Source organism: Streptomyces sulfonofaciens, assembly GCF_014656295.1.
Lineage (GTDB): Bacteria > Actinomycetota > Actinomycetes > Streptomycetales > Streptomycetaceae > Streptomyces > Streptomyces sulfonofaciens.
This window is the reverse complement of sequence record NZ_BNCD01000007.1, coordinates 79828-102643: the sequence shown is the minus strand read 5'-3', so window position 1 is coordinate 102643 and position 22816 is coordinate 79828. Positions and strand designations below refer to the sequence as shown.

The following is a 22816-nucleotide window of genomic DNA, read 5'->3' as shown; positions in this document are numbered from 1 at the left end:
TCAGACCGCCCTCATCAGCAGGGTCGCGGCCACGATGAGCGCCGCGCCGCCGAACATGGAGACCGCGTAACTGCGGGCGTAGCCGTTCTGCAGTCTGCGCAGTCGGCCGGAGAGGCCGCCGAACGAGGCCGCCGTGCCGTTGACGACCCCGTCGACCAGGGTGTGGTCGACGTAGACCAGCGAGCGGGTGAGGTGCTCACCGCCGCGCACCAGCACCACGTGGTTGAAGTCGTCCTGGAGGAGGTCGCGGCGGGCCGCCCGGGTGAGCAGCGAACCGCGCGGGGCGACGGCCGGGACCGGGCGGCGCCCGTACTGGAGGTAGGCGATGCCGGCGCCGACCACCAGCAGGACCATCGTGGCGATGGTCACCGTGGCCGCGCCGACCGGCGAGTTGCCCTCCTGGTGCCCGGTGACGGGCTCCAGCCAGCGCAGGAAGCGGTCGCCGATGCCGAAGAAGGCGCCTGCGAAGACCGACCCGAAGGCCAGCACGATCATGGGGATCGTCATCGACCTGGGCGACTCGTGCGGGTGCGGCTCCGCGTGCTCCCCGCGGTGCTCCGCGGCGGGCTCCGCGCTGGGCTCGTCCGGCGAGGTGGTGGCGGCGTTGCGCCAGCGCTCGGCGCCGAAGAAGGTCATGATCATCACGCGGGTCATGTAGTACGCGGTGATGGCCGCGCCCAGCAGCGCGGCGCCGCCGAGCACCCAGCCCTCCGTGCCGCCCTTGGCGAAGGCGGCCTCGATGATCTTGTCCTTGGAGAAGAACCCCGACAGGCCCGGGAAGCCGATGATGGCGAGGTAGCCCAGTCCGAACGTGACGAAGGTGACCGGCATGTGCTTGCGCAGGCCGCCGTACCTGCGCATGTCGACCTCGTCGTTCATGCCGTGCATCACGGAGCCGGCGCCGAGGAACAGCCCGGCCTTGAAGAAGCCGTGCGTCACCAGGTGCATGATCGCGAAGACGTAGCCGATCGGACCGAGCCCGGCGGCCAGCACCATGTAGCCGATCTGGGACATCGTCGAACCGGCCAGCGCCTTCTTGATGTCGTCCTTGGCGCAACCGACGATCGCACCGAACAGGAGCGTGACCGCACCGACCACGGTGACCGCGAGCTGTGCGGTGGGAGCGGCGTTGAAGAGAGCGCCGGACCGGGTGATCAGGTAGACGCCGGCGGTCACCATCGTGGCCGCGTGGATCAGCGCGGAGACCGGGGTGGGGCCCTCCATCGCGTCCCCGAGCCAGGACTGAAGCGGCACCTGGGCCGACTTGCCGCACGCGGCGAGCAGCAGCATCAGGCCGATGGCCGTGAGCCTGCCCTCGCCGGCGTCCCCGACCGAGTGCAGCACCGGGCCGAAGGCGAAGGTGCCGAAGGTGGTGAACATCAGCATGATGGCGATCGACAGGCCCAGGTCACCGACGCGGTTGACCAGGAACGCCTTCTTCGCGGCGGTGGCGGCGCTGGGCTTGTGCTGCCAGAAGCCGATCAGCAGGTACGAGGCGAGGCCCACGCCCTCCCAGCCGACGTACAGCAGCAGGTAGTTGTCGGCGAGGACCAGCAGCAGCATGGCCGCGAGGAACAGGTTCAGATAGCCGAAGAAGCGGCGGCGCCGCTCGTCGTGCTCCATGTACCCGATCGAGTAGATGTGGATCAGGGTGCCCACACCCGAGATCAGCAGGACGAACGTCATCGACAACTGGTCGAGCTGGAAGGCGATGTCGGCCCGGAAGCCGCCCACCGGCACCCAACTGAACAGGTGCTGGTTCAGGGTGCGGTCGTCCGCGCCCCTGCCCAGCAGGTCGGAGAAGAGCACCACTCCGATGACGAACGAGACGGCGGCCAGCAGCGTGCCGATCAGATGACCGGACCTGTCCAGCCTGCGGCCGCCGCAGAGCAGGACGGCCGCTCCTAGCAGTGGCGCCGCGACGAGCAGCGCAATCAGGTTCTGCACGATTCAGCGACCCCTTACAGCTTCATCAGGCTGGCGTCGTCGACCGAGGCCGAGTGGCGGGAACGGAACAGCGACACGATGATCGCGAGCCCGACCACGACCTCCGCGGCGGCGACGACCATCGTGAAGAACGCGATGATCTGGCCGTCGAGGTTGCCGTGCAGCCGGGAGAACGCCACGAACGCGAGGTTGCAGGCGTTGAGCATCAGCTCGACGCACATGAACACCACGATGGCGTTGCGCCTGATGAGCACGCCGGTGGCGCCGATCGTGAACAGCAGGGCGGCGAGGTAGAGGTAGTAGACCGGGTTCACTTGGACGCCTCCTCGGTCCCCGCCCGCTCCAGGCGGTCGGCGGAGCGCTGCTCCAGGGCCTTCAGGTCGTTGACGGCCTCCTGGGAGACGTCGCGGATCTGGCCGCGGGCCCGCAGGGTCTTGTTGACGGTCAGCTCCGAGGGGCTGCCGTCGGGGAGCAGGCCGGCGATGTCCACGGCGTTGTGCCGGGCGTAGACGCCGGGTGCCGGCAGCGGCGGCACGTGCCTGCCCTCGCGCACCCGCTGCTCGGACAGCTCGCGCTGGGTCTTCGCCCGCTCGGTGCGCTCGCGGTGGGTGAGCACCATCGCGCCGACGGCCGCCGTGATCAGCAGCGCGCCGGTGATCTCGAAGGCGAACACGTACTTGGTGAAGATCAGGGCCGCGAGGCCCTCCACGTTGCCGCCGGCGTTGGCCTTGCCGGTGCCGGCGAAGTCCTTGAGGGAGGCGTTCGCGATACCGGCGATCAGCAGGACGCCGAAGCCGACCCCGCACAGCGCGGCCAGCCAGCGCTGGCCCTTGATCGTCTCCTTCAGCGAGTCCGCGGCGGTGACACCGACGAGCATCACCACGAAGAGGAAGAGCATCATGATCGCGCCCGTGTAGACCACGATCTGCACGATGCCGAGGAAGTAGGCTCCGTTGGCCAGGTAGAACACCGCGAGGATGATCATCGTGCCGGCCAGGCAGAGTGCGCTGTGCACCGCCTTGCGCATCAGGATGGTGCTCAGCGCGCCGAGCACCGCGAACACGGCCAGGACCCAGAACTGGATGGCCTCACCGGTGGAGGTGGTGTAGGCGGCGAGTTCCCTCATCGGCCGATCACCTTCTCGGAGGCCGGCTCACCGGGGCCGAAGTCGGCGGCGGCCTCCTGGGGCGCCTCGCCCCTGGAGAGCGCGACCTGGCGCTCGGTGCCCGGCGCGGCGTGGGTCACCAGGCCGCGGTAGTAGTCCTGCTCGTCGGTGCCCGGGTAGATGGCGTGCGGGCTGTCGACCATGCCGTCGTCGAGGCCGGCGAGGAGCTGCTCCTTGGTGTAGATCAGGTTCTCGCGGCTGCTGTCGGCGAGCTCGAACTCGTTCGTCATCGTCAACGCGCGCGTGGGGCACGCTTCGATGCACAGGCCGCAGAGGATGCAGCGGGCGTAGTTGATCTGGTAGACGCGGCCGTACCGCTCGCCCGGGGAGTAGCGCTCCTCCTCGGTGTTGTCCGCGCCCTCCACGTAGATGGCGTCCGCCGGGCAGGCCCAGGCGCACAGCTCGCAGCCGACGCACTTCTCCAGGCCGTCCGGATGGCGGTTGAGCTGGTGCCGGCCGTGGAAGCGGGGAGCGGTGACCTTCGCCTGCTCCGGGTACTGCTCGGTCAGCCGCTTCTTGAACATGGCCTTGAAGGTCACGCCGAAGCCCGCCACCGGGTTCTGGAATCCCTCCTTGGACTCCCCGGGCTTCCCTGACTCGATCTGCTTGCGGGGCCGCTCAGGCATCGGACGCCTCCTTTCCTTCACGGGCTTCGGGGGCCTTGGGCTCCCCGGGACTGGCACTGCCGACGCCGCCACTGACAACCAGCTCGCGCTCGTCCCAGCGGGGCCGCCGCCGCGGCACGGGCGGCAGCGTCTGCCCGGGCAGCGGCGGCACGGGGAATCCGCCCGCCATCGGGTCGAAGGCCACCGGCTCCTCCTCGGCCTCCTCGCTCCCCCGGTCGCGGAAGACGTCCACGACGAAGGAGAGCAGCAGCACCACGAGGACGGCGCCCGCCACGTACAGCACGATGCTGGTGAAGTCGTAGTTCTGGTTCCGCAGCGTCCGCACGGTCGCGACCAGCATCAGCCAGACCACCGAGACCGGGATGAGGACCTTCCAGCCGAGCTTCATGAGCTGGTCGTAGCGGACCCGGGGCAGGGTGCCGCGCAGCCAGATGAAGAAGAACAGCAGGAGCTGCACCTTGATGACGAACCACAGCAGCGGCCACCAGCCGTGGTTGGCGCCCTCCCAGAAGGTGCTGATGGGCCACGGTGCCCGCCAGCCGCCCAGGAAGAGCGTCGTCGACACCGCGGAGACCGTCACCATGTTGATGTACTCGGCCAGCATGAACATGGCGAACTTGATCGACGAGTACTCGGTGTTGAAGCCGCCCACGAGGTCGCCCTCGGACTCCGGCATGTCGAAGGGCGCACGGTTGGTCTCGCCGACCATCGTCACGATGTAGATCAGGAACGAGACCGGCAGCAGCAGCACGTACCAGCGGTCGTGCTGCTGCTCCACGATCTGCGAGGTCGACATCGAGCCCGAGTACAGGAACACCGAGGCGAAGGCGGCGCCCATGGCGATCTCGTAGGAGATCATCTGGGCGCACGAGCGCAGGCCGCCGAGCAGCGGGTACGTCGAGCCGGAGGACCAGCCCGCGAGCACGATCCCGTAGATGCCGACCGAGGCGACCGCCAGGATGTACAACATCGCGATCGGCAGGTCGGTGAGCTGCATCGCGGTGCGGTGGCCGAAGATCGAGACCTCGTTGCCCGACGGGCCGAAGGGGATCACGGCGATCGCCATGAAGGCCGGCACCGCGGCGACGATCGGGGCGAGGACGTAGACGACCTTGTCCGCGCGCTTGACGATGACGTCTTCCTTGAGCATCAGCTTCACACCGTCGGCGAGCGACTGGAGCATGCCCCAGGGGCCGTGCCGGTTGGGGCCGATGCGCAGTTGCATCCAGGCGACGACCTTGCGCTCCCACACGATGGAGAAGAGCACGGTCACCATCAGGAAGGCGAAGCAGAAGACCGCCTTGACGACGACCAGCCACCACGGGTCGTGGCCGAAGGCCGACAGGTCCTCCACGGCGAGCGGCACCAGCGACGGGCCCGTCATGACGTCACCTCCGTGACCTCCTGGGGCACCGGCGCCACCGCCGGGCCGATACGGACGAGTTCACCGGGGCGCGCGCCCACGTCGGCGGCGATGCCGGACCCGGTGGAGTTCAGCGGCAGCCAGACGACGCGGTCCGGCATCCGTGTGACCTTCAACGGCAGCTCCACGGCGCCGGCGGGCCCGCTGACGGCGAGCACGTCGCCGTCCTTGACGCCCGCCTCGGCCGCGGTGGCCGCCGAGAGCCGGGCCCAGGCGGCGTGCCGGGTGCCCGCGAGGGCCTCGTCGCCGTCCTGCAGGCGGCCCAGGTCGAGAAGCAGCCGGTGGCCGGCGAGCAGGGCCTCACCCGTACCGGGACGCGGCATGACGGCCTGGCTCTGCGCAGGCGCGTCCGCCCGCTGACCCTCCCAGATGCCCAGCCGGTCCAGCTCGGCGCGGGCGGTGCGCACGTCGGGCAGGCCCAGGTGGACGTCCATCGCGTCCGCCAGCATGTGCAGCACGCGCAGGTCGGCGGGGGCGAGCCTGCGGGTCATCTGGTCGGGTTTCAGCGCGGCCTCGAAGGTCCTCGCGCGGCCCTCCCAGTTGAGGAAGGTGCCGGCCTTCTCGGCGACCGAGGCCACCGGGAAGACGACGTCCGCACGCTCGGTGACCTCGCTGGGCCGCTGTTCGAGCGCCACCAGGAAGCCCACCCCGTCGAGCGCCGCACGCGCGGCGGCCGGGTCGGGCAGGTCGTCGACCTCGACGCCCGCGACGAGCAGGGCGCCCAGCACACCGCCCGTGGCCGCCTCGACGATCTGGTTCGTGTCACGGCCGAAGTGGTGCGGGAGCTCTGCGACGCCCCAGACTGCCGCGACCTCCTCACGCGCGTGCGGGTCGGTGGCCGGACGGCCGCCGGGCAGCAGCGTGGGCAGGGCACCCACCTCGATCGCGCCGCGTTCGCCGGCCCGGCGCGGAATCCACACCAGCCGGGCTCCGGTCGCGGTCGCGGCCCGCACCGCGGCGGTGAGCCCGCCCTGGACGGCGGCGAGCCGCTCGCCCACGAGGATGACCGCGCCCTCCTCGTGCAGTGCCTCGGCCGCGGTGACGCCCTCGTCGTGGAGGCCGACGCCGCCGGCGAGCGCGTCGAGCCACTCGGGCTCGGTGCCCGGCGCGGCCGGCAGCAGGGTGCCGCCGGCCTTCTCCAGGCCGCGGGTGGCGTGGCTGGCCAGGGCGAAGGTGCGCTGGCCGCGCCCCCGCCATGCCTTGCGCAGCCGCAGGAAGACGCCGGGCGCCTCCTCCTCGGCCTCCAGGCCGACGAGCAGGACCGCGGGCGCCTCCTCCAGCTCCGTGTAGGTGACGCCGGCGCCCGACCCGGGCTCCGTACGGGAGGCGCCGCCGAGGTCCTTGCCGCGCCCCGCGACGCGCGCGGCCAGGAAGTCGGCCTCCTCGGCGCTGTGCACGCGCGCGCGGAAGTCGATGTCGTTGGTGTCGAGCGCCACGCGCGCGAACTTGCTGTACGCGTAGGCGTCCTCGACGGTGAGCCGGCCGCCGGTCAGCACGCCGGCACGGCCGCGTGCGGCGGCCAGTCCCTCGGCCGCGGCGGCCAGTGCCTGCGGCCAGCTCGCGGGTTCCAGCTCACCGGTCTCGGCGTTGCGCACCAGGGGGCCGGTCAGGCGGTCGGACCGCTGGGCGTAGCGGAACGCGAAGCGGCCCTTGTCGCACAGCCACTCCTCGTTGACCTCCGGGTCGTTGGCGGCGAGCCGCCGCATGACCTTGCCGCGCCGGTGGTCGGTACGGGTCGCGCAGCCGCCCGCGCAGTGCTCGCACACGCTCGGCGAGGACACCAGGTCGAAGGGCCGGGAGCGGAACCGGTACGCGGCCGAGGTGAGTGCGCCGACCGGGCAGATCTGGATCGTGTTGCCGGAGAAGTACGACTCGAAGGGGTCGCCGTCCCCGGTGCCGACCTGCTGGAGCGCGCCGCGCTCCAGCAGCTCGATCATCGGGTCGCCCGCGATCTGGTTGGAGAACCGGGTGCAGCGTGCGCACAGGACGCAGCGTTCCCGGTCGAGCAGCACCTGGGTGGAGATCGGGACCGGCTTCTCGAAGGTGCGCTTGGTGCCCTCGAAGCGGGAGTCGGCGTCACCGACGGCCATCGCCTGGTTCTGCAGCGGGCACTCGCCGCCCTTGTCGCACACCGGGCAGTCCAGCGGGTGGTTGATGAGCAGCAGCTCCATCACCCCGCGCTGCGCCTTCTCCGCGACCTGCGAGGTGACCTGCGTCTTGACGACCATGCCATCCGTGCAGGTGATGGTGCACGACGCCATGGGCTTGCGCTGGCCCTCGACCTCGACGATGCACTGCCGGCAGGCACCCGCCGGGTCGAGCAGCGGGTGGTCGCAGAACCGGGGGATCTCGATGCCGAGCAGTTCGGCGGCGCGGATGACCAGGGTGCCCTTGGGCACGCTGACCTCGATGCCGTCGATGGTCAGCGAGACGAGGTCTTCGGCGGCCTTGGGTGGGATGGCAGCCTCCGAGCCCCCGGAGGGAGCGCCAGTGGTTACCGTCATGCGTTCACCTCCGTGGTGTCGGTGGGGCCGTCCGCCCAGGCGGTCGACCTGGCCGGGTCGAACGGGCAGCCCCTGCCGGTGATGTGCTCCTCGTACTCCGCGCGGAAGTACTTGAGCGAGGAGAAGATCGGCGAGGCGGCACCGTCGCCGAGTGCGCAGAAGGACTTGCCGTTGATGTTGTCGGCGATGTCGGCGAGCTTGTCGAGGTCGCTCATCGCGCCCTTGCCGGCCTCGATGTCCCGCAGCAGTTGGACCAGCCAGTACGTCCCCTCGCGGCACGGCGTGCACTTGCCGCAGGACTCGTGGGCGTAGAACTCGGTCCAGCGGGTCACCGCGCGTACGACGCAGGTGGTCTCGTCGAAGCACTGCAGGGCCTTGGTGCCGAGCATGGATCCGGCGGCGCCCACGCCCTCGTAGTCCAGCGGCACGTCGAGGTGCTCGTCGGTGAGCAGCGGCGTCGAGGAGCCGCCGGGCGTCCAGAACTTCAGCCGGTGGCCGGGGCGCATCCCGCCGCTCATGTCGAGAAGCTGGCGCAGCGTGATGCCGAGCGGGCCCTCGTACTGGCCGGGGCTCGCGACGTGGCCGCTCAGCGAGTAGAGCGTGAAGCCCGGGGACTTCTCGCTGCCCATCGACCTGAACCAGTCCTTGCCCTTGTTCAGGATCGCGGGAACCGAGGCGATGGACTCGACGTTGTTCACGACAGTGGGGCACGCGTACAGACCGGCGACGGCAGGGAAGGGAGGACGCAGTCGCGGCTGGCCGCGGCGGCCCTCGAGGGAGTCCAGCAGCGCGGTCTCCTCACCGCAGATGTACGCGCCCGCGCCCGCGTGCACGGTGAGTTCCAGGTCGAGTCCGCTGCCCAGCACGTTCTTCCCGAGGTAGCCCGCCGCATACGCCTCGCGGACGGCCTCGTGCAGCCGGCGGAGCACGGGGACGACCTCGCCGCGCAGGTAGATGAAGGCGTGCTCCGACCTGATCGCGTAGCAGGCGATCACGATTCCCTCGATGAGGGCATGCGGGTTCGCGAAGAGGAGCGGGATGTCCTTGCAGGTCCCGGGCTCCGACTCGTCGGCGTTGACAACTAGATAGTGCGGTTTGCCGTCGCCCTGCGGGATGAACTGCCACTTCATGCCGGTCGGGAAGCCCGCGCCGCCGCGGCCGCGCAGACCGGATTCCTTGACGTAGGCGATGACGTCGTCCGGCTGCATGGCGAGGGCCTTGCGCAGGCCCTCGTAGCCCTCGTGCCGCCGGTAGGTGTCGAGCGTCCAGGACCCGTCCTCGTCCCAGAAGGCCGACAGCACGGGCGCCAGCAGCTTCTCGGCACTGATCTCGGCCTGGGGCTCCTGCGCGGCGGCCCCGTTCTCGGGGTTCTCGGCTGTCACAGTCATCACTCCCCCTCCTCGGTGACCGGGCCGGCCGGGTGCTCGGGGTCGGATGCCGAGGTCGTCTGCGGTGCGTCGTGCGAGCTGAGGTGCTCGGCACCGGGTTCGGGGGCCGCGGCCGGCCGGGTGGCACCGGCGCGCGGGTGCACCACGCGCGCTGCGGCGGCGCTCTCGCCCCGGGACAGGCGCAGCCCGATCAGCGACGCGGGGCCCGCGCCGCCGGTCGCCTCGACGGCTCCGGGCCGCTCGTCGGGGAAGCCCGCGAGGATCCTGGAGGTCTCCCTGAAGCCGCACAGCGGCGCACCGCGGGTGGGCTCGACACGGGATCCGGCGCGCAGGTCGTCGACCAGGCGCTTGGCGGACTCGATGGTCTGGTTGTCGAAGAACTCCCAGTTCACCATCAGCACGGGCGCGAAGTCACAGGCGGCGTTGCACTCGATGTGCTCCAGGGTGACCTTGCCGTCCTGGGTGGTGCCGCCGTTGCCGACGCCCAGGTGCTCCTGGAGGGCGGAGAAGATCGCGTCGCCGCCCATCACCGCGCACAGGGTGTTGGTGCACACGCCCACGTGGTACTCGCCGCCGGGCTTGCGCCGGTACATGGTGTAGAAGGTGGCAACGGCGGTGACCTCTGCGGTGGTCAGATCCAGCAGCTCCGCGCAGAACTGCACGCCGGTGCGGGTGACGTACCCCTCCTCGGACTGCACCAGGTGCAGCAGCGGCAGCAGCGCGGAGCGGGCGCCGGGGTAGCGGGAGATGATCTCCTTGGCGTCCGCCTCCAGCCGGGTGCGCACATCGGCCGGGTAGTCGGGTGCGGGCAGTTGGGGCATGCCCAGGCTGACGTCTGTCACCGGTCGACGCCTCCCATCACGGGGTCGATGGACGCGACGGCGACGATGACGTCGGCGACCTGGCCGCCCTCGCACATCGCGGCCATCGACTGCAGGTTGGTGAAGGACGGGTCCCTGAAGTGGACCCGGAAGGGGCGGGTGCCGCCGTCGGAGACCACATGGGCGCCGAGTTCGCCCTTGGGCGACTCGACCGCCGCGTAGGCCTGTCCGGCCGGGACCCTGAAGCCCTCGGTCACCAGCTTGAAGTGGTGGATCAGGGCCTCCATGGAGGTGCCCATGATCTTCTTGATGTGGTCCAGGGAGTTGCCGAGGCCGTCCGGGCCCAGGGCGAGCTGCGCCGGCCAGGCGATCTTCTTGTCGGCGACCATCACCGGACCCGGCTCCAGCCGGTCGAGGCACTGCTCGACGATGTTCAGCGACTGGCGCATCTCCTCGAGGCGGATGAGGAAGCGGCCGTAGGAGTCGCAGGTGTCACTGGTCGGGATCTCGAAGTCGTAGCTCTCGTAGCCGCAGTAGGGCTGCGCCTTGCGCAGGTCGTGCGGCAGACCGGCGGAGCGCAGGATGGGCCCGGTGGCGCCGAGGGCCATGCACCCGGCCAGGTCCAGATAGCCGACATCCTGCATACGGGCCTTGAAGATCGGGTTCCCGGTGGCCAGCTTGTCGTACTGCGGCAGGTTCTTGCGCATCGTCTTCACGAACTCACGAACCTGGTCGACGGCGCCCGGCGGCAGGTCCTGGGCGAGCCCGCCGGGGCGGATGTACGCGTGGTTCATCCGCAGGCCGGTGATGAGTTCGTAGAGGTCGAGAATGAGTTCACGATCACGGAATCCGTAGATCATGATCGTGGTGGCGCCCAGTTCCATGCCGCCGGTGGCGATGGCCACCAGGTGCGAGGAGAGCCGGTTGAGCTCCATGAGCATCACGCGGATGATGCTCGCCCGGTCCGGCACCTGGTCCTCGATGCCGAGCAGCTTCTCCACCGCGAGGCAGTACGCCGTCTCGTTGAAGAACGGCGTGAGGTAGTCCATGCGGGTGACGAAGGTGGTGCCCTGCGTCCAGGTGCGGAACTCCAGGTTCTTCTCGATGCCGGTGTGCAGGTAGCCGATGCCGCAGCGGGCTTCGGTGACCGTCTCGCCGTCGATCTCCAGGATGAGCCGGAGCACACCGTGCGTGGACGGGTGCTGCGGGCCCATGTTGACCACGAGGCGCTCGTCGTCGGCCTTGGCGGCAGCCTCGACGACCTCGTCCCAGTCACCGCCGGTGACCGTGTAGACGGTGCCTTCCGTGGTTTCGCGTGCCGATGCTGACTGCGTCGTCATGAGTACGACCTCCGCTGGTCCGGAGCCGGGATCTGGGCGCCCTTGTACTCGACGGCGATGCCGCCGAGGGGGTAGTCCTTGCGCTGCGGGAAGCCCTGCCAGTCGTCCGGCATCATGATCCGGGTCAGCGCCGGGTGACCGTCGAAGATCAGGCCGAAGAAGTCGTACGTCTCGCGCTCGTGCCAGTCGTTCGTCGGATAGACGGAGACCAGCGAGGGGACGTGCGGATCGTCGTCGGGGGCGCTGACCTCAAGGCGGATCAGGCGGTTGTGGGTGATCGAGCGCAGGTGGTAGACGGCGTGCAGCTCGCGCCCCTTGTCGGCGGGGTAGTGCACACCGCTCACGCCGGTGCACAGCTCGAAGCGGAGCGCCGGGTCGTCGCGCAGCGTCCTCGCGACGCGCAGCAGGTGCTCGCGCGCGATGTGGAAGGTGATCTCGCCGCGGTCGACGACGGTCTTCTCGATGGCGTTCTCCGGGAGGAGGTCCTGCTCCTCCAGTGCGCCCTCCAACTCGTCCGCCACCTCGTCGAACCAGCCGCCGTAGGGCCGGGAAGCGGCCCCGGGCAGCCGGACGGAGCGGACCAGGCCGCCGTAACCGGTGGTGTCACCGCCGTTGTTGGCGCCGAACATGCCGCGCTGGACGCGGATCTCCTCGCCCTGCTCGCCGCGCTGTCCGGGGAGGTTCTGGGCGTTGAGGTCCTGCTCGGGATTCGGTTTGTTCTGCTCGTCGCGCTCGCTCACCGCAGCAGCCCCTTCAGCTCGATCGTGGGAAGCGCCTTGAGGGCCGCCTCCTCCGCCTCGCGGGCGGCCTCCTCGGCGTTCACACCGAGCTTGGAGGACTGGATCTTCTGATGGAGCTTGAGGATGCTGTCCATCAGCATCTCGGGCCGCGGCGGGCAGCCGGGCAGGTAGATGTCCACGGGAACGACGTGGTCCACGCCCTGCACGATCGCGTAGTTGTTGAACATCCCGCCGGAGGACGCGCAGACACCCATGGAGATGACCCACTTCGGGTTCGGCATCTGGTCGTAGACCTGCCGGAGCACCGGTGCCATCTTCTGGCTGACGCGGCCCGCCACGATCATCAGGTCGGCCTGCCGCGGAGAGCCGCGGAACACCTCCATGCCGAAGCGCGCCAGGTCGTAGCGTCCCGCGCCCGTCGTCATCATCTCGATGGCGCAGCAGGCGAGGCCGAACGTCGCGGGGAAGACGGAGGACTTCCGCACCCAGCCCGCGGCCTGCTCGACTGTGGTCAGCAGGAAACCGCTCGGCAGTTTCTCTTCGAGTCCCATAGGCCCCTCAGACCCCTCTTATCCCTCGCGTGGTCTCTCGCGGTCTCTCGCTTCTCAGTCCCATTCCAGGCCGCCGCGCCGCCATACGTACGCGTAGGCGACGAAGACGGTGAGCACGAAGAGCAGCATCTCGACGAGCCCGAACAGCCCCAGGGCGTCGAAGCTGACGGCCCAGGGGTAGAGAAAGACGATCTCGATGTCGAAGACGATGAAGAGCATCGCCGTCAGGTAGTACTTGATCGGGAACCGTCCGCCGCCGGCCGGTGTCGGCGTCGGCTCGATACCGCACTCATAGGCTTCGAGCTTGGCTCGGTTGTACCGCTTTGGACCGATAAGCGTGGCCATCACCACGGAGAAGATCGCAAAAGCTGCCCCGAGGGCTCCCAGTACGAGGATGGGCGCATACGCGTTCACCGCTCCTCGCTCCTCTCAGTCGGCGCTGACTCCTACGGCGGCGCCGGGCCCGTCCCCTGGTCCGGAGGCACCTCGGACGCCGGCCCCGGCCGATCCATCCAGCGAATCGACCGCCGATCCGGCGATCCGGGACCCCACCGCTCCTCCACCGAGTCCACGAAGATCGCGTCCATGTGAAGCAGGTCACAAGCCCGACTGCATCGCATCTTATGCCCGCGGGTCTGTGATCTGCGACACGGGGTCACGCATCACCCTTGTGATCTCCACCACCTGACGAACGATCATGAAGCCCGAAGGGCCCCGATCTTCACACACGAAGCGGCGTATCGGTCACCAGAGGTGACATCTTTCCGTAAGTGCGCTGGTCACGAGGCCGGTTCTTTATCAAGCAGGTGCACCCTGGCGCAAATTCGCGCTGGACGGAACTGCCTGATAAAGGCCCGGTTCATACGGGGAGGGGCACAGACGGGAGGAGACGGTACGAGAGGAGACGAGTGCTCCTGAGAGCACTCGAAAGGAGGTGGTGGGAGTCGGAAGCGCCCCTGCGTCCCGGTTAGGGCGTGTGCTCCCGTTCACGAGAGGAATGCGTCATCTGCACGTAACAAGCTCGTGCTACGGGCACACCGCATCCGGCCGCTGCACACAGGGAGCACCCCGGACCCCCGCAGAGGGCGCACCGACCCCCGCGAGGAACACGCTCCGCCGCGCCGGCCGCGCCGGGCATGCGATCGGACGACTCGACTCCCCCGCGCCCGGTCGGCCGCATCCACACGCCTTCCGCGCACGCCGGCCGCACAGGCCAATCCGGGACATCTCCCCCCAACTCCGACCGGGGCCACGACCGCGTCCGGGCCGACCCATGCAGACGCGGTCGAGCGGCCCGCCGTTCCGTGACACTCGCCACATCGGCCCCAACGGCCCCAGGGGCGAGGCTTGGCTTGCGGCCCAACAGGTGGTAAGCAGGGAGCAATTCGGGCGTATTACCGAAAGTGCATGAGCACAGGCTTGATCATCTCAATACGAAGTGGCTCTTCAAGCGCGACGAAGAGCGACACACCCGGGATTCAGGCCCCTATCGGGCAACTGTGGCGCACTCCACGTTTCTTGAAGGTAACGGTCAGGCCCTGATAGCGGTTGTTCACATGTCCCACACCGCTCATATACCCAGCCACCGGAAAGCCCGACGCAGCGCGCCGAGATTCGCCCTGTGCGCCGGAGTCGCCGGCGGTGTCCTCAGCACCCTGGCCGTGACCGGAGCTTCCGGGCCCGCCAACGCCGCGGAGCCCGTGCACGACACCGTCGAGATGCCCGCACTCACCGACGGGCTCGCCACTCAGGTCGCCGCGTCCGTGGACGCCACCCAGGAGGCCGCGGACGCGTACGCCACCCAGGCCCTGCAGAACGCGGCCGTGACGAAGGCCGCGAAGGAGGCCAGGAAGTCCCAGGCGCAGGCCGAGCGGAAGGCCGAGGCCAAGCAGAAGGCCGAGGCCGCCAGGAAGGCCGCCGAGGCACGGGCCTCGCGCTCCGCCGAGCGCACCACCCTGCACACCGAGTCGGCCTCCTCCTCGGTCTCCCTCCCCAGCGGCAGCGCCGGCGCCGTGCTCAGCTTCCTGACCGCGCAACTCGGGGACGCCTACGTGATGGGCGGGACGGGGCCCAACTCCTGGGACTGCTCCGGTCTGGTGCAGGCCGCCTTCAAGCAGGTCGGCGTGAACCTGCCGCGCACCTCGCAGGAGCAGTCCACCGCGGGCACCCAGGTGCCGCTGTCGAGCGTCCAGCCCGGAGACATCCTCTACTGGGGCCAGGCGGGCTCGGCCTTCCACGTCGGCGTGTACATCGGCAACGGGCAGTACCTGGACGCGGCGAACCCCTCCAAGGGCGTCGTCGTGCAGGACCTCTCGGGCTACCCGGCCAGCGGTGCGGTGCGGGTGCTCTGATCCCGCGAACACCGCGGTGTGCACCGCGGAGTGGACCGCGGAGGGCGGCTTCCCTTGCCCGGGGAGCCGCCCTCCGACGTGTCCGACCCGGCACGGGCCCGCACGGGGTCCGGTACCGGCATGGTCCGGGTACGGCCCGGCATGGGCCGGGTACGGGCGCGGATACGGCCGGACATGGGCCGGCACGGGCGCGCGCGGCCCGGCACGGGTCCGCTGAGCGCCCGTGCCGGACCCCGTGCCGGACCCCGTGCCGGACCCCGTGCCGGACCCCGCGCCGCGCCTGCGGGTGGTGCTCACGCCTGGCGTTCAGGCCTTCGGTGCGATCTTGGTGAGGCCGTTGATGATGCGGTCCATGGTGTCGCCGCCGGAGGGGTCGGTGAGGTTGGCGAGCATCTTGAGGGTGAACTTCATCAGCAGCGGGTGGGTGAGGCCGTGCTGAGCGCCGACCTTCATCACCTTGGGATTGCCGATGAGCTTCACGAAGACACGGCCGAGGGTGTAGTAGCCGCCGTAGGTGTCCTTGAGGACCTTGGGGTAGTTGCGCAGGGCCAGTTCGCGCTGGGCCGAGGTGGCGCGGGCGTGCGCCTGGACGATGACGTCGGCGGCCAACTGGCCGGATTCCATCGCATAGGCGATGCCCTCGCCGTTGAACGGGTTCACCAGGCCGCCCGCGTCACCGACCAGCAGCAGGCCCTTGGTGTAGTGCGGCTGGCGGTTGAAGGCCATGGGCAGCGCGGCGCCGCGGATCGGTCCCGTCATGTTGTCCGGCGTGTAGCCCCAGTCCTCGGGCATGGAGGCGCACCACGTCTTGAGCACCTCGCGCCAGTCCAGCTCCTTGAAGGAGGCCGAGGTGTTGAGCACGCCGAGGCCGACGTTGGAGGTGCCGTCGCCCATGCCGAAGATCCAGCCGTACCCGGGCAGCAGCCGCTCCCGGCCGCCGCGCCGGTCCCACAGCTCCAGCCAGGACTCCAGGTAGTCGTCCTGGTGCCGCGGCGAGGTGAAGTAGGTGCGCACCGCGACGCCCATCGGGCGGTCCTCGCGGCGGTGCAGGCCCATGGCGAGCGAGAGCCGGGTGGAGTTTCCGTCGGCGGCTACCACCAGGGGGGCGTGGAAGGTGGCCGGGGTCTTCTCCTCGCCGAGCTTGGCGCGCACGCCGGTGATCCGGCCGGTGCGCGGGTCGGTGAGGGGCTCGCCGACGTTGCACCGCTCGTACAGGCGGGCGCCCGCCTTCTGCGCCTGCCGCGCGAGCTGCTCGTCGAAGTCGTCGCGCTTGCGGACCAGGCCGTAGTCCGGATAGGAGGCGAGATCCGGCCAGTCGAGCTCCAGCCGTACGCCGCCGCCGATGATCCGCAGGCCCTTGTTCCGCAGCCAGCCGGCCTCTTCGGAGACGTCGATGCCCATGCCGACCAGTTGCTTGACCGCGCGGGGCGTGAGGCCGTCGCCGCACACCTTCTCGCGGGGGAAGGCCGTCTTCTCCAGCAGCAGCACGTCGAGCCCTGCCTTGGCCAGGTGGTAGGCCGTGGTGGAACCGGCGGGCCCGGCCCCGACGACGATCACATCGGCGGTGTGTTCGGAGAGGGGCTCGGTCACGGCGGGTTCTCCCCAAGACGTCGAAAAGTGTGTGCCGAACGGCACGGGACATGGGCAGTCTATGCAGGAGCACTGATCAGCGAGCTGAAGGGCTGCCCGTGACAGCACACCGCGCTCTGCCCGTCGTACGGTTGCGCGTCCCCACCCACGAGGACGCCATCGCCTGGCACCGGGTCTTCGACGACCCCGACGTGATGGAGTTCCACGGCGGTGCCTCGGCCGAACTGTCGGTCTACGAGGAGCTGACCGCCCGGCAGCGCAAGCACGACGCCGAGCACGGCTTCTGCTTCTGGACCATGCTCGACGAGGACGACGAGGTGCTCGGCTTCACCGGCGCGCAGCCCTGGCCGCACGCGACCTGGGGCCCGGTGGGCGAGATCGAGATCGGCTGGCGGCTCGGACGGCGGCACTGGGGCAGGGGCTATGCGACGGCCGCGGCGCTGGTCACCCTGGAGCGGGTGCGGGCCGCGGGTGTCCCCAGTGTGGTCGCGATGGTCGATGCGCGGAACGAACGGTCCGTCGGGGTGACGCGGCGGATCGGGATGGAGCTGGAGGAGCGGTACGAGTTGCCGGACGGCCGGAAGGGGATGCGGTTCCGGTCGCGGTTCTAGGAGCCGCGGTTCTAGGAGCCGCCGTTCCGGTCGCGGTTCTAGGAGCTGAGCCCCCCGGGTACTCCCCGGCGGGGCTGGTGGGGTGACGTGGCCTCGGTCCCGGCGGTCGCACCGGTCCCGTCGGCGGCACACCGGTCACGTCGGTGGCACACCTGTCCCGTCGATCCCGTGGCCGGCAAGGGACGGCGCCGGTGCGCCGGTCGGGTCCGGGCGGCGCACCGGGCGGTGCGGGCAGGGGTCGGGCTCCGGCAGGGCGTCCTGCCGGAGGTGCGGGCGTCAGCCCTGTTTGAAGCCGCGGTGCAGCGCCACGATCCCGCCCGTCAGGTTCCGCCAGGCCACCTCGGACCAGCCGGCACCGGCCAGCCGCCCGGCCAGCGCACGCTGGTCGGGCCAGGCGCGGATGGACTCGGCGAGGTAGACGTAGGCGTCCGGGTTGGACGAGACACCGCGTGCCACCGGCGGCAGGGCGCGCATCAGGTACTCGGTGTAGACCGTGCGGAAGGGCGCCCAGGTCGGGTGCGAGAACTCGCATATCACCACCCGGCCGCCCGGCTTGGTGACCCGGTACAGCTCGCGCAGCGCCGCGTCGGTGTCGTGGACGTTCCTGAGCCCGAAGGAGATGGTGACCGCGTCGAAGACGCCGTCCCTGAACGGCAGGCGGGTCGCGTCACCGGCGGTGAACGGCAGCCAGGAGTGGCGCCGCTTGCCGACCTGGAGCATCCCGGTCGAGAAGTCGCACGGCACGACGTAGGCACCGGTGCGGGTGAACGGCAGCGAGGAGGTGGCCGTTCCCGCGGCCAGGTCCAGCACCTTCTGCGCCGGTCCGGCGTCGACGGCCTTGGCGACCTCGCGGCGCCACAGCCGTGTCTGCCCGAGGGACAGCACGTCGTTGGTGAGGTCGTAGCGCTCCGCCACGTCGTCGAACATGGAGGCGACTTCGTGCGGCTGCTTGTCCAGGGATGCGCGGGTCACGGCCCCAGCATACGAGGGTGCCCCGGCGCTTTCGGCGGCGCCGCTCAGCGTGCGTCGACGAGCCTGAGTTCCGGGTGGGCGGTGCCCCGGTCGAGCGCCGTGGACGACAGGTGCGAGACCACCCGGTCGTCGACGGGGTCCTCGGCGGGGTCCTCGTGCACCACCAGGTGCTCGTAGGTCGTCGCCCGCTGGGCCGGCACGCGGCCCGCCTTGCGGATGAGGTCGATGATCTCCATGCGGTTGGAGCGGTGCCGTGCGCCCGCCGAGGAGACCACGTTCTCCTCCAGCATGATCGAGCCGAGGTCGTCCGCGCCGTAGTGCAGCGACAACTGGCCGACCTCCTTGCCGGTGGTCAGCCAGGAGCCCTGGATGTGGGCGACGTTGTCGAGGAAGATCCGCGCGATGGCGATCATGCGCAGGTACTCCAGGACCGTCGCCTGGGTGCGGCCCTTCAGGTGGTTGTTCTCGGGCTGGTAGGTGTACGGGATGAAGGCGCGGAAACCGCCCGTGCGGTCCTGTACGTCGCGGATCATGCGCAGGTGCTCGATGCGTTCCGCGTTGGTCTCACCGGTGCCCATGAGCATGGTGGTGGTGGACTCCACGCCCAGCTCGTGCGCGGTCTCCATGATCTCCAGCCAGCGCTCACCGGACTCCTTGAGCGGCGCGATGGCCCTGCGCGGCCGCTCCGGCAGCAGCTCGGCGCCGGCGCCCGCGAAGGAGTCGAGCCCGGCGGCGTGGATGCGGGTGATGGCCTCGGCCACGCTGACGCCGGAGATCCTGGCCATGTGCTCCACCTCGGACGCGCCGAGCGAGTGGATGACGAGCTGCGGGAACTCCTTCTTGATGGCCGAGAAGTGCTTCTCGTAGTACTCCACGCCGTAGTCCGGGTGGTGCCCGCCCTGGAACATGATCTGCGTGCCGCCCAGCTCCACGGTCTCCGCGCAGCGGCGCAGGATGTCGTCGAGGTCGCGGGTCCAGCCCTTGTCCGCGTCCTTGGGTGCGGCGTAGAACGCGCAGAACTTGCAGGCCGTCACGCAGACGTTGGTGTAGTTGATGTTCCGTTCGATGATGTACGTGGCGATGTGCTCGGTGCCGGCGTAGCGGCGCCTGCGGATCGTGTCCGCGGCGGATCCCAGGGCGTGCAGCGGGGCGTCGCGGTAGAGGACGAGGGCTTCCTCGGCGCTGATCCGCCCGCCTGCCGCGGCCCGCTCCAGGACCACCGCCACGTCGACGCCACCGCCCGTGGAGACGTCCGAGGGGACACCTGCCAAGACATCTGCGGAAGCGAAGTCGGCCTGCTCGGTCACCGGGCGTCCCTTTCGTAAGGGGTGGACGGACCGATCCAGCGTACGCCAGGGCCCGCGGCGCCGGACGGGTCCGGGTCAGCGGTCGATGCCCGACATGTCCGCGTACCGCTCGCCCCGCGGCGCGGCGATGGCGCCGAGCCGTTGCAGTTGCGCCGGGGCGAGCACCAGGTCGTCGGCGGCGGCGTTCTCCTCCAGGCGGGTGGTGCGCTTGGTGCCGGGGATGGGCGCCATGTCGTCGCCCTGGGCGAGCAGCCAGGCCAGCGCGACCTGCGCCGGAGTGGCTCCGACCTCGTCGGCGACGGCCTTGACCTCGTCGGCGATGCGCAGGTTGGCGTCGAAGTTCTCCCCGCTGAAACGGGGGTTGTCCTTGCGGAAGTCGTCGTCGGCGAACTGCTCGGGGCTGCGGATGGTGCCGGTGAGGAAACCGCGGCCCAGCGGGGAGTAGGGCACGAAGCCGATGCCGAGCTGCCGCAGGGTCGGCAGGATCTCCTCCTCGGGGTCGCGGGTCCACAGCGAGTACTCGGTCTGCACGGCCGTGACCGGGTGGACGGAGTGGGCGCGGCGGATGGTCTCCGGTGATGCCTCCGACAGGCCGATGTGGCGGACCTTGCCCTGCTCGACCAGCTCCTTGAGCGCGCCGACGGTCTCCTCGATGGGCGTGCTCGGGTCGACGCGGTGCTGGTAGCAGAGGTCGATGTAGTCGGTGCCGAGCCGCCGGAGGGAGCCCTCGACGGCGAGCCGGACGCTGCCCGGGCTGCTGTCCAGCGTCCCGGTGGTGCCCAGCGGCTGGGAGACGAAGCCGAACTTGGTGGCCAGTACCGCCTCGTTCCGGCGGCCGGCGACCGCACGGCCCACCAGTTCCTCGTTGCGGTAGGGGCCGTAGATCTCGGCCGTGTCCAGGAAGGTGACGCCGAGGTCCAGCGCACGGTGGATGGTGCGGATGGACTCGGCGTCGTCCTCGCCTGCTCCGGTGTAGTAGTCGGACATGCCCATGCAGCCCAGGCCGATCCGGGAGACGTCCAGGTCACCGAGCTTGACGTGCTTCATGGGGGTCCGCTCCTTCACAGGGTCCGCCTGCTTCCGCAAGGTCCACGCACTGATAATACGTCATCAAATGCGGACATTATTGGATGAGAGAGGCAGGGCACGGACCCCGAGGCAGCGGGATGCGCGTGCGCCGCGGCCCCGCGGCGTGTCCTAGCCGAGCCCGGGGACCGCCCGGACCGCGTACGGCGCACGGACCGCGAGGCGCAGCAGGCGGACGGTGGAGCGGACCACCTGCTCCTTCGCGAGGGCCGCGGGGCGGCCGGTCAGGGCGCGCTCGCGGGGCGAGTCGTCCGGGCGCACGAACTGCACCAGGCCGTCCCGCCGGCCCAGGCTCACGCACTGGATCAGGTACGAGAAGTCCAGCGGCACCGGCGACCCGCCGCGGGACTCGGCGGCGATCGAGCGCGCGGCGGCCACGCCCATGGGCAGCGCCGCCGCACACCCCATGCGCAGTGCGCCCGCCGCCGGTGTGTGCGCGGCGGCCGCGTCCCCCACCACGTACACCTCGGGATGCGTGACGGAGCGCAGGGCGGTGTCGACAGCGAGCCGGCCGGAGGCGTCCACGGCCAGGCCCGCACGGGCGCCGAGTTCGGCGTTGGGCACCATGGCCGCGGCCCAGACCACCGCGTCGGCGTCGACGTCGTCGGGGCCCGCGACCCGGTGGCCCTCCTCGATGCGCACGCCCCGCTCCGTCAGGACGGCGCGGACGTGGGAGCGGCCCTTCGCCGAGAGGCCCGGGCCGATGACGTCCTCCGACAGCAGGCGCACCCGGTGGCCCTCGGCGCGTTCCGCGATCTCGGCCGCCATCTCGATGCCGGTGAGGCCCCCGCCGACCACGGCCACCGTCCCCGGCCCGGCGGCGAGGCGCCGGTGCAGCCGGGCCGCGCCCTCCGCCGTGTGGACGCGCCCGAAGGCGGCGGACTCGCCCTCGGCCCGGGACGTTCCGCCGGCAGCCGCACCCTCGGCCGTACCGCCGGTGCGGCTGCCGAGGGCGTAGACCAGCCGGTCGTACCCGAGGCACCGGCCGCCCTCCGTGGTCACCGTGCGGGCGAGGGGGTCCAGGGCGGCGGCGCGGGCCACCACGTGCGCGACACCGGCGCCGCTGAGGATTCCGCCGCGGCCGGTGAGCGGCCGGGTGACGTCGCGCCCGCCCGCGGCCTGCTCGTGCAGCCGGATCCGCTCGGTGAACCGGGTGCCGGGGTCGACGACGGTGACCCGGGCGTGCCGGGCCAGCCGGACGGCGGCCGCCAGCCCCGCGTAGCCCGCGCCCAGGACGACGACGTTCGGCTTCCCCTCGTCCGCTGCGCGCTCCGTGGTCCGTGTCCGCGGAGTGCGGTCTGCCTGCGCCGCCCGCGCCGCCCGCTCTCCGTGCTCTCCGTGACCTGCGTGCTCTGCGTGCTCTGCGTGCTCTGCGTGCTCAGCGTGCTTCGTCTGCGGTGTGTGCGTCATGCAGGGTGGACGACATGGCCTCGACGAGTGTGAGAGTGATCCCGGTCACAGGGCCGCGGTGTCGAGGTGGCGGAGCTTGTCGGGGTTCATCATGAAGTCGATCTCGGTGATCAGCCCGTGGTGCACGGTGAAGCCCATGACGGCCGCCAGACCGCTCGCCGGATCGACGAGGACGATCCCCGGCGCACCGTTCACCTCCCTGACCAGCGCCCGCATCGTCGCCGGGTGGTAGCCGCGGGTGATGCGGTGCGCGTACCGCGCGACCTTCTCGCCGCCGCGCACCGGGAGTCGGGCGGTGGTGAACATGCCGCCGCTGTCGGAGAGCCACACCGCGTCCGGGTCGAGGACCTTGAGCAGCGCGTCGAAGTCGCCGTCGGTGACGGCGGCGAGGAACGCGTCGACGGCCCTGCGGTGCTCGCCCGGTGCGAGCGAGCGGCGCGGCGCCTCGGCGCGTACCCGCTTGCGGGCGCGCGAGGCGAGCTGCCGCACGGAGTCGGGGCTGCGGCGGACCACTTCGGCGATCTCCGGGAACGGCACCGCGAACACGTCGTGCAACACGAACGCCGTCCGCTCCGCGGGGGTGAGCCGCTCCAGGACGGTGAGCAGAGCGGTTCCCACGGACTCGTCGAGCGTCACCCGGTCCTCCGGGCCCGCCTCGGTGACCACCGGCTCGGGCAGCCACGGCCCGACGTACGCCTCGCGGCGCGCCCGGGCCGAGCTCAACTGGTCGTAGCAGATCCGGCTGATCACGGTCGTCAGGTAGGCCCGCGGGACGCCGATCGCGTCAACCTCGGTGTCCGGCAGCCCCGCCCAGCGCAGCCAGGTCTCCTGGAGGGCGTCGTCGCTGTCCGCGATCGAGCCGGTGATGCGGTAGGCGATGCCCCAGAGCCGGTTGCGGTGACGCTGGAAGAGGGCGGTCTTCTTCTCTGCTGGCATGTGCTTCCTCCTGGTTCCGGCCGGCGGCGGCGCTGTTGCCCGGGCGGC

At 70.6% G+C, this 22816-nt stretch carries 20 protein-coding genes; 2 read left to right on the top strand and 18 right to left on the bottom strand.

The window, feature by feature from the left end; genetic code table 11:
* The 12 genes from nuoL to IE313_RS13710 are packed head-to-tail and all read right to left on the bottom strand — an operon-like array spanning position 1 to position 12919.
* Complete coding sequence (nuoL, locus tag IE313_RS13765) at positions 1–1947, bottom strand: NADH-quinone oxidoreductase subunit L (RefSeq protein ID WP_189931778.1); 1947 nt, start codon at positions 1945–1947, stop codon at positions 1–3.
* Positions 1948–1961: 14 nt separating this feature from the next.
* Positions 1962–2261, bottom strand: coding sequence for an NADH-quinone oxidoreductase subunit NuoK (gene nuoK / locus IE313_RS13760; RefSeq protein ID WP_189931776.1), 300 nt, complete (start codon positions 2259–2261; stop codon positions 1962–1964).
* A complete protein-coding gene (locus tag IE313_RS13755) occupies positions 2258–3073 on the bottom strand; it encodes an NADH-quinone oxidoreductase subunit J (protein WP_189931775.1) in 816 nt (271 codons plus the stop codon). Before IE313_RS13755 ends, nuoK begins: the two co-directional genes overlap by 4 nt.
* The gene (nuoI, locus tag IE313_RS13750; protein ID WP_189931773.1) at positions 3070–3738 is read right to left on the bottom strand and encodes an NADH-quinone oxidoreductase subunit NuoI; all 669 of its coding nucleotides are present in this window, start codon (positions 3736–3738) and stop codon (positions 3070–3072) included. Before nuoI ends, IE313_RS13755 begins: the two co-directional genes overlap by 4 nt.
* Positions 3731–5122 (bottom strand): NADH-quinone oxidoreductase subunit NuoH, encoded by a 1392-nt coding sequence (gene nuoH / locus IE313_RS13745; RefSeq protein ID WP_373316981.1) that lies wholly within the window; start codon positions 5120–5122, stop codon positions 3731–3733. Before nuoH ends, nuoI begins: the two co-directional genes overlap by 8 nt.
* Positions 5119–7665, bottom strand: a complete 2547-nt coding sequence (locus IE313_RS13740) for an NADH-quinone oxidoreductase subunit G (protein ID WP_189931771.1) — start codon at positions 7663–7665, stop codon at positions 5119–5121. The genes nuoH and IE313_RS13740 overlap by 4 nt, the downstream gene beginning before the upstream one ends.
* On the bottom strand, positions 7662–9056 hold the full coding sequence (gene nuoF / locus IE313_RS13735) for an NADH-quinone oxidoreductase subunit NuoF (protein ID WP_373316980.1): 1395 nt from the start codon (positions 9054–9056) through the stop codon (positions 7662–7664). Before nuoF ends, IE313_RS13740 begins: the two co-directional genes overlap by 4 nt.
* Positions 9053–9874 (bottom strand): NADH-quinone oxidoreductase subunit NuoE, encoded by an 822-nt coding sequence (gene nuoE, locus IE313_RS13730; protein WP_189932147.1) that lies wholly within the window; start codon positions 9872–9874, stop codon positions 9053–9055. The genes nuoF and nuoE overlap by 4 nt, the downstream gene beginning before the upstream one ends.
* 17 nt (positions 9875–9891) lie before the next feature.
* On the bottom strand, positions 9892–11214 hold the full coding sequence (locus IE313_RS13725; protein ID WP_189931769.1) for an NADH-quinone oxidoreductase subunit D: 1323 nt from the start codon (positions 11212–11214) through the stop codon (positions 9892–9894).
* Positions 11211–11954 carry an NADH-quinone oxidoreductase subunit C gene (locus IE313_RS13720; RefSeq protein ID WP_189931768.1) on the bottom strand — a complete coding sequence of 248 codons (744 nt, stop codon included), beginning with the start codon at positions 11952–11954 and terminating at the stop codon, positions 11211–11213. The genes IE313_RS13725 and IE313_RS13720 overlap by 4 nt, the downstream gene beginning before the upstream one ends.
* On the bottom strand, positions 11951–12505 hold the full coding sequence (locus IE313_RS13715; protein WP_189931766.1) for a NuoB/complex I 20 kDa subunit family protein: 555 nt from the start codon (positions 12503–12505) through the stop codon (positions 11951–11953). Before IE313_RS13715 ends, IE313_RS13720 begins: the two co-directional genes overlap by 4 nt.
* Before the next feature lie 54 nt (positions 12506–12559).
* Positions 12560–12919: an NADH-quinone oxidoreductase subunit A gene (locus IE313_RS13710; RefSeq protein WP_189931764.1), complete on the bottom strand. Its 360-nt coding sequence runs from the start codon at positions 12917–12919 to the stop codon at positions 12560–12562.
* Between the two features lie 1142 nt (positions 12920–14061).
* Between IE313_RS13710 and IE313_RS13705 the strand changes: the two genes are divergently transcribed.
* Entirely contained in the window at positions 14062–14856 is a 795-nt protein-coding gene (locus IE313_RS13705) for a C40 family peptidase (protein WP_189931762.1), read from the top strand.
* 306 nt (positions 14857–15162) lie between these two features.
* Here IE313_RS13705 and IE313_RS13700 read toward each other — a convergent pair whose 3' ends face one another.
* On the bottom strand, positions 15163–16446 hold the full coding sequence (locus IE313_RS13700) for a geranylgeranyl reductase family protein (protein WP_189931761.1): 1284 nt from the start codon (positions 16444–16446) through the stop codon (positions 15163–15165).
* A gap of 50 nt (positions 16447–16496) precedes the next feature.
* Here IE313_RS13700 and IE313_RS13695 point away from each other — a divergent pair, with 50 nt between their 5' ends.
* On the top strand, positions 16497–17057 hold the full coding sequence (locus IE313_RS13695; protein ID WP_189931759.1) for a GNAT family N-acetyltransferase: 561 nt from the start codon (positions 16497–16499) through the stop codon (positions 17055–17057).
* A 276-nt stretch (positions 17058–17333) separates the two neighbouring features.
* Here IE313_RS13695 and IE313_RS13690 read toward each other — a convergent pair whose 3' ends face one another.
* From IE313_RS13690 to sigJ, 5 genes are all read right to left on the bottom strand, one after another.
* On the bottom strand, positions 17334–18029 hold the full coding sequence (locus IE313_RS13690; RefSeq protein WP_189931757.1) for a demethylmenaquinone methyltransferase: 696 nt from the start codon (positions 18027–18029) through the stop codon (positions 17334–17336).
* A 44-nt stretch (positions 18030–18073) separates the two neighbouring features.
* Positions 18074–19300, bottom strand: a complete 1227-nt coding sequence (gene mqnC / locus IE313_RS13685; RefSeq protein WP_373316988.1) for a cyclic dehypoxanthinyl futalosine synthase — start codon at positions 19298–19300, stop codon at positions 18074–18076.
* Positions 19301–19411: 111 nt separating this feature from the next.
* Positions 19412–20383, bottom strand: coding sequence for an aldo/keto reductase (locus IE313_RS13680; RefSeq protein ID WP_189931755.1), 972 nt, complete (start codon positions 20381–20383; stop codon positions 19412–19414).
* 150 nt (positions 20384–20533) lie between these two features.
* Positions 20534–21832: an FAD-dependent oxidoreductase gene (locus IE313_RS13675; protein ID WP_189931753.1), complete on the bottom strand. Its 1299-nt coding sequence runs from the start codon at positions 21830–21832 to the stop codon at positions 20534–20536.
* Between the two features lie 45 nt (positions 21833–21877).
* The gene (gene sigJ, locus IE313_RS13670) at positions 21878–22768 is read right to left on the bottom strand and encodes an RNA polymerase sigma factor SigJ (protein ID WP_189931751.1); all 891 of its coding nucleotides are present in this window, start codon (positions 22766–22768) and stop codon (positions 21878–21880) included.
* Between the last annotated feature and the right edge of the window lie 48 nt (positions 22769–22816).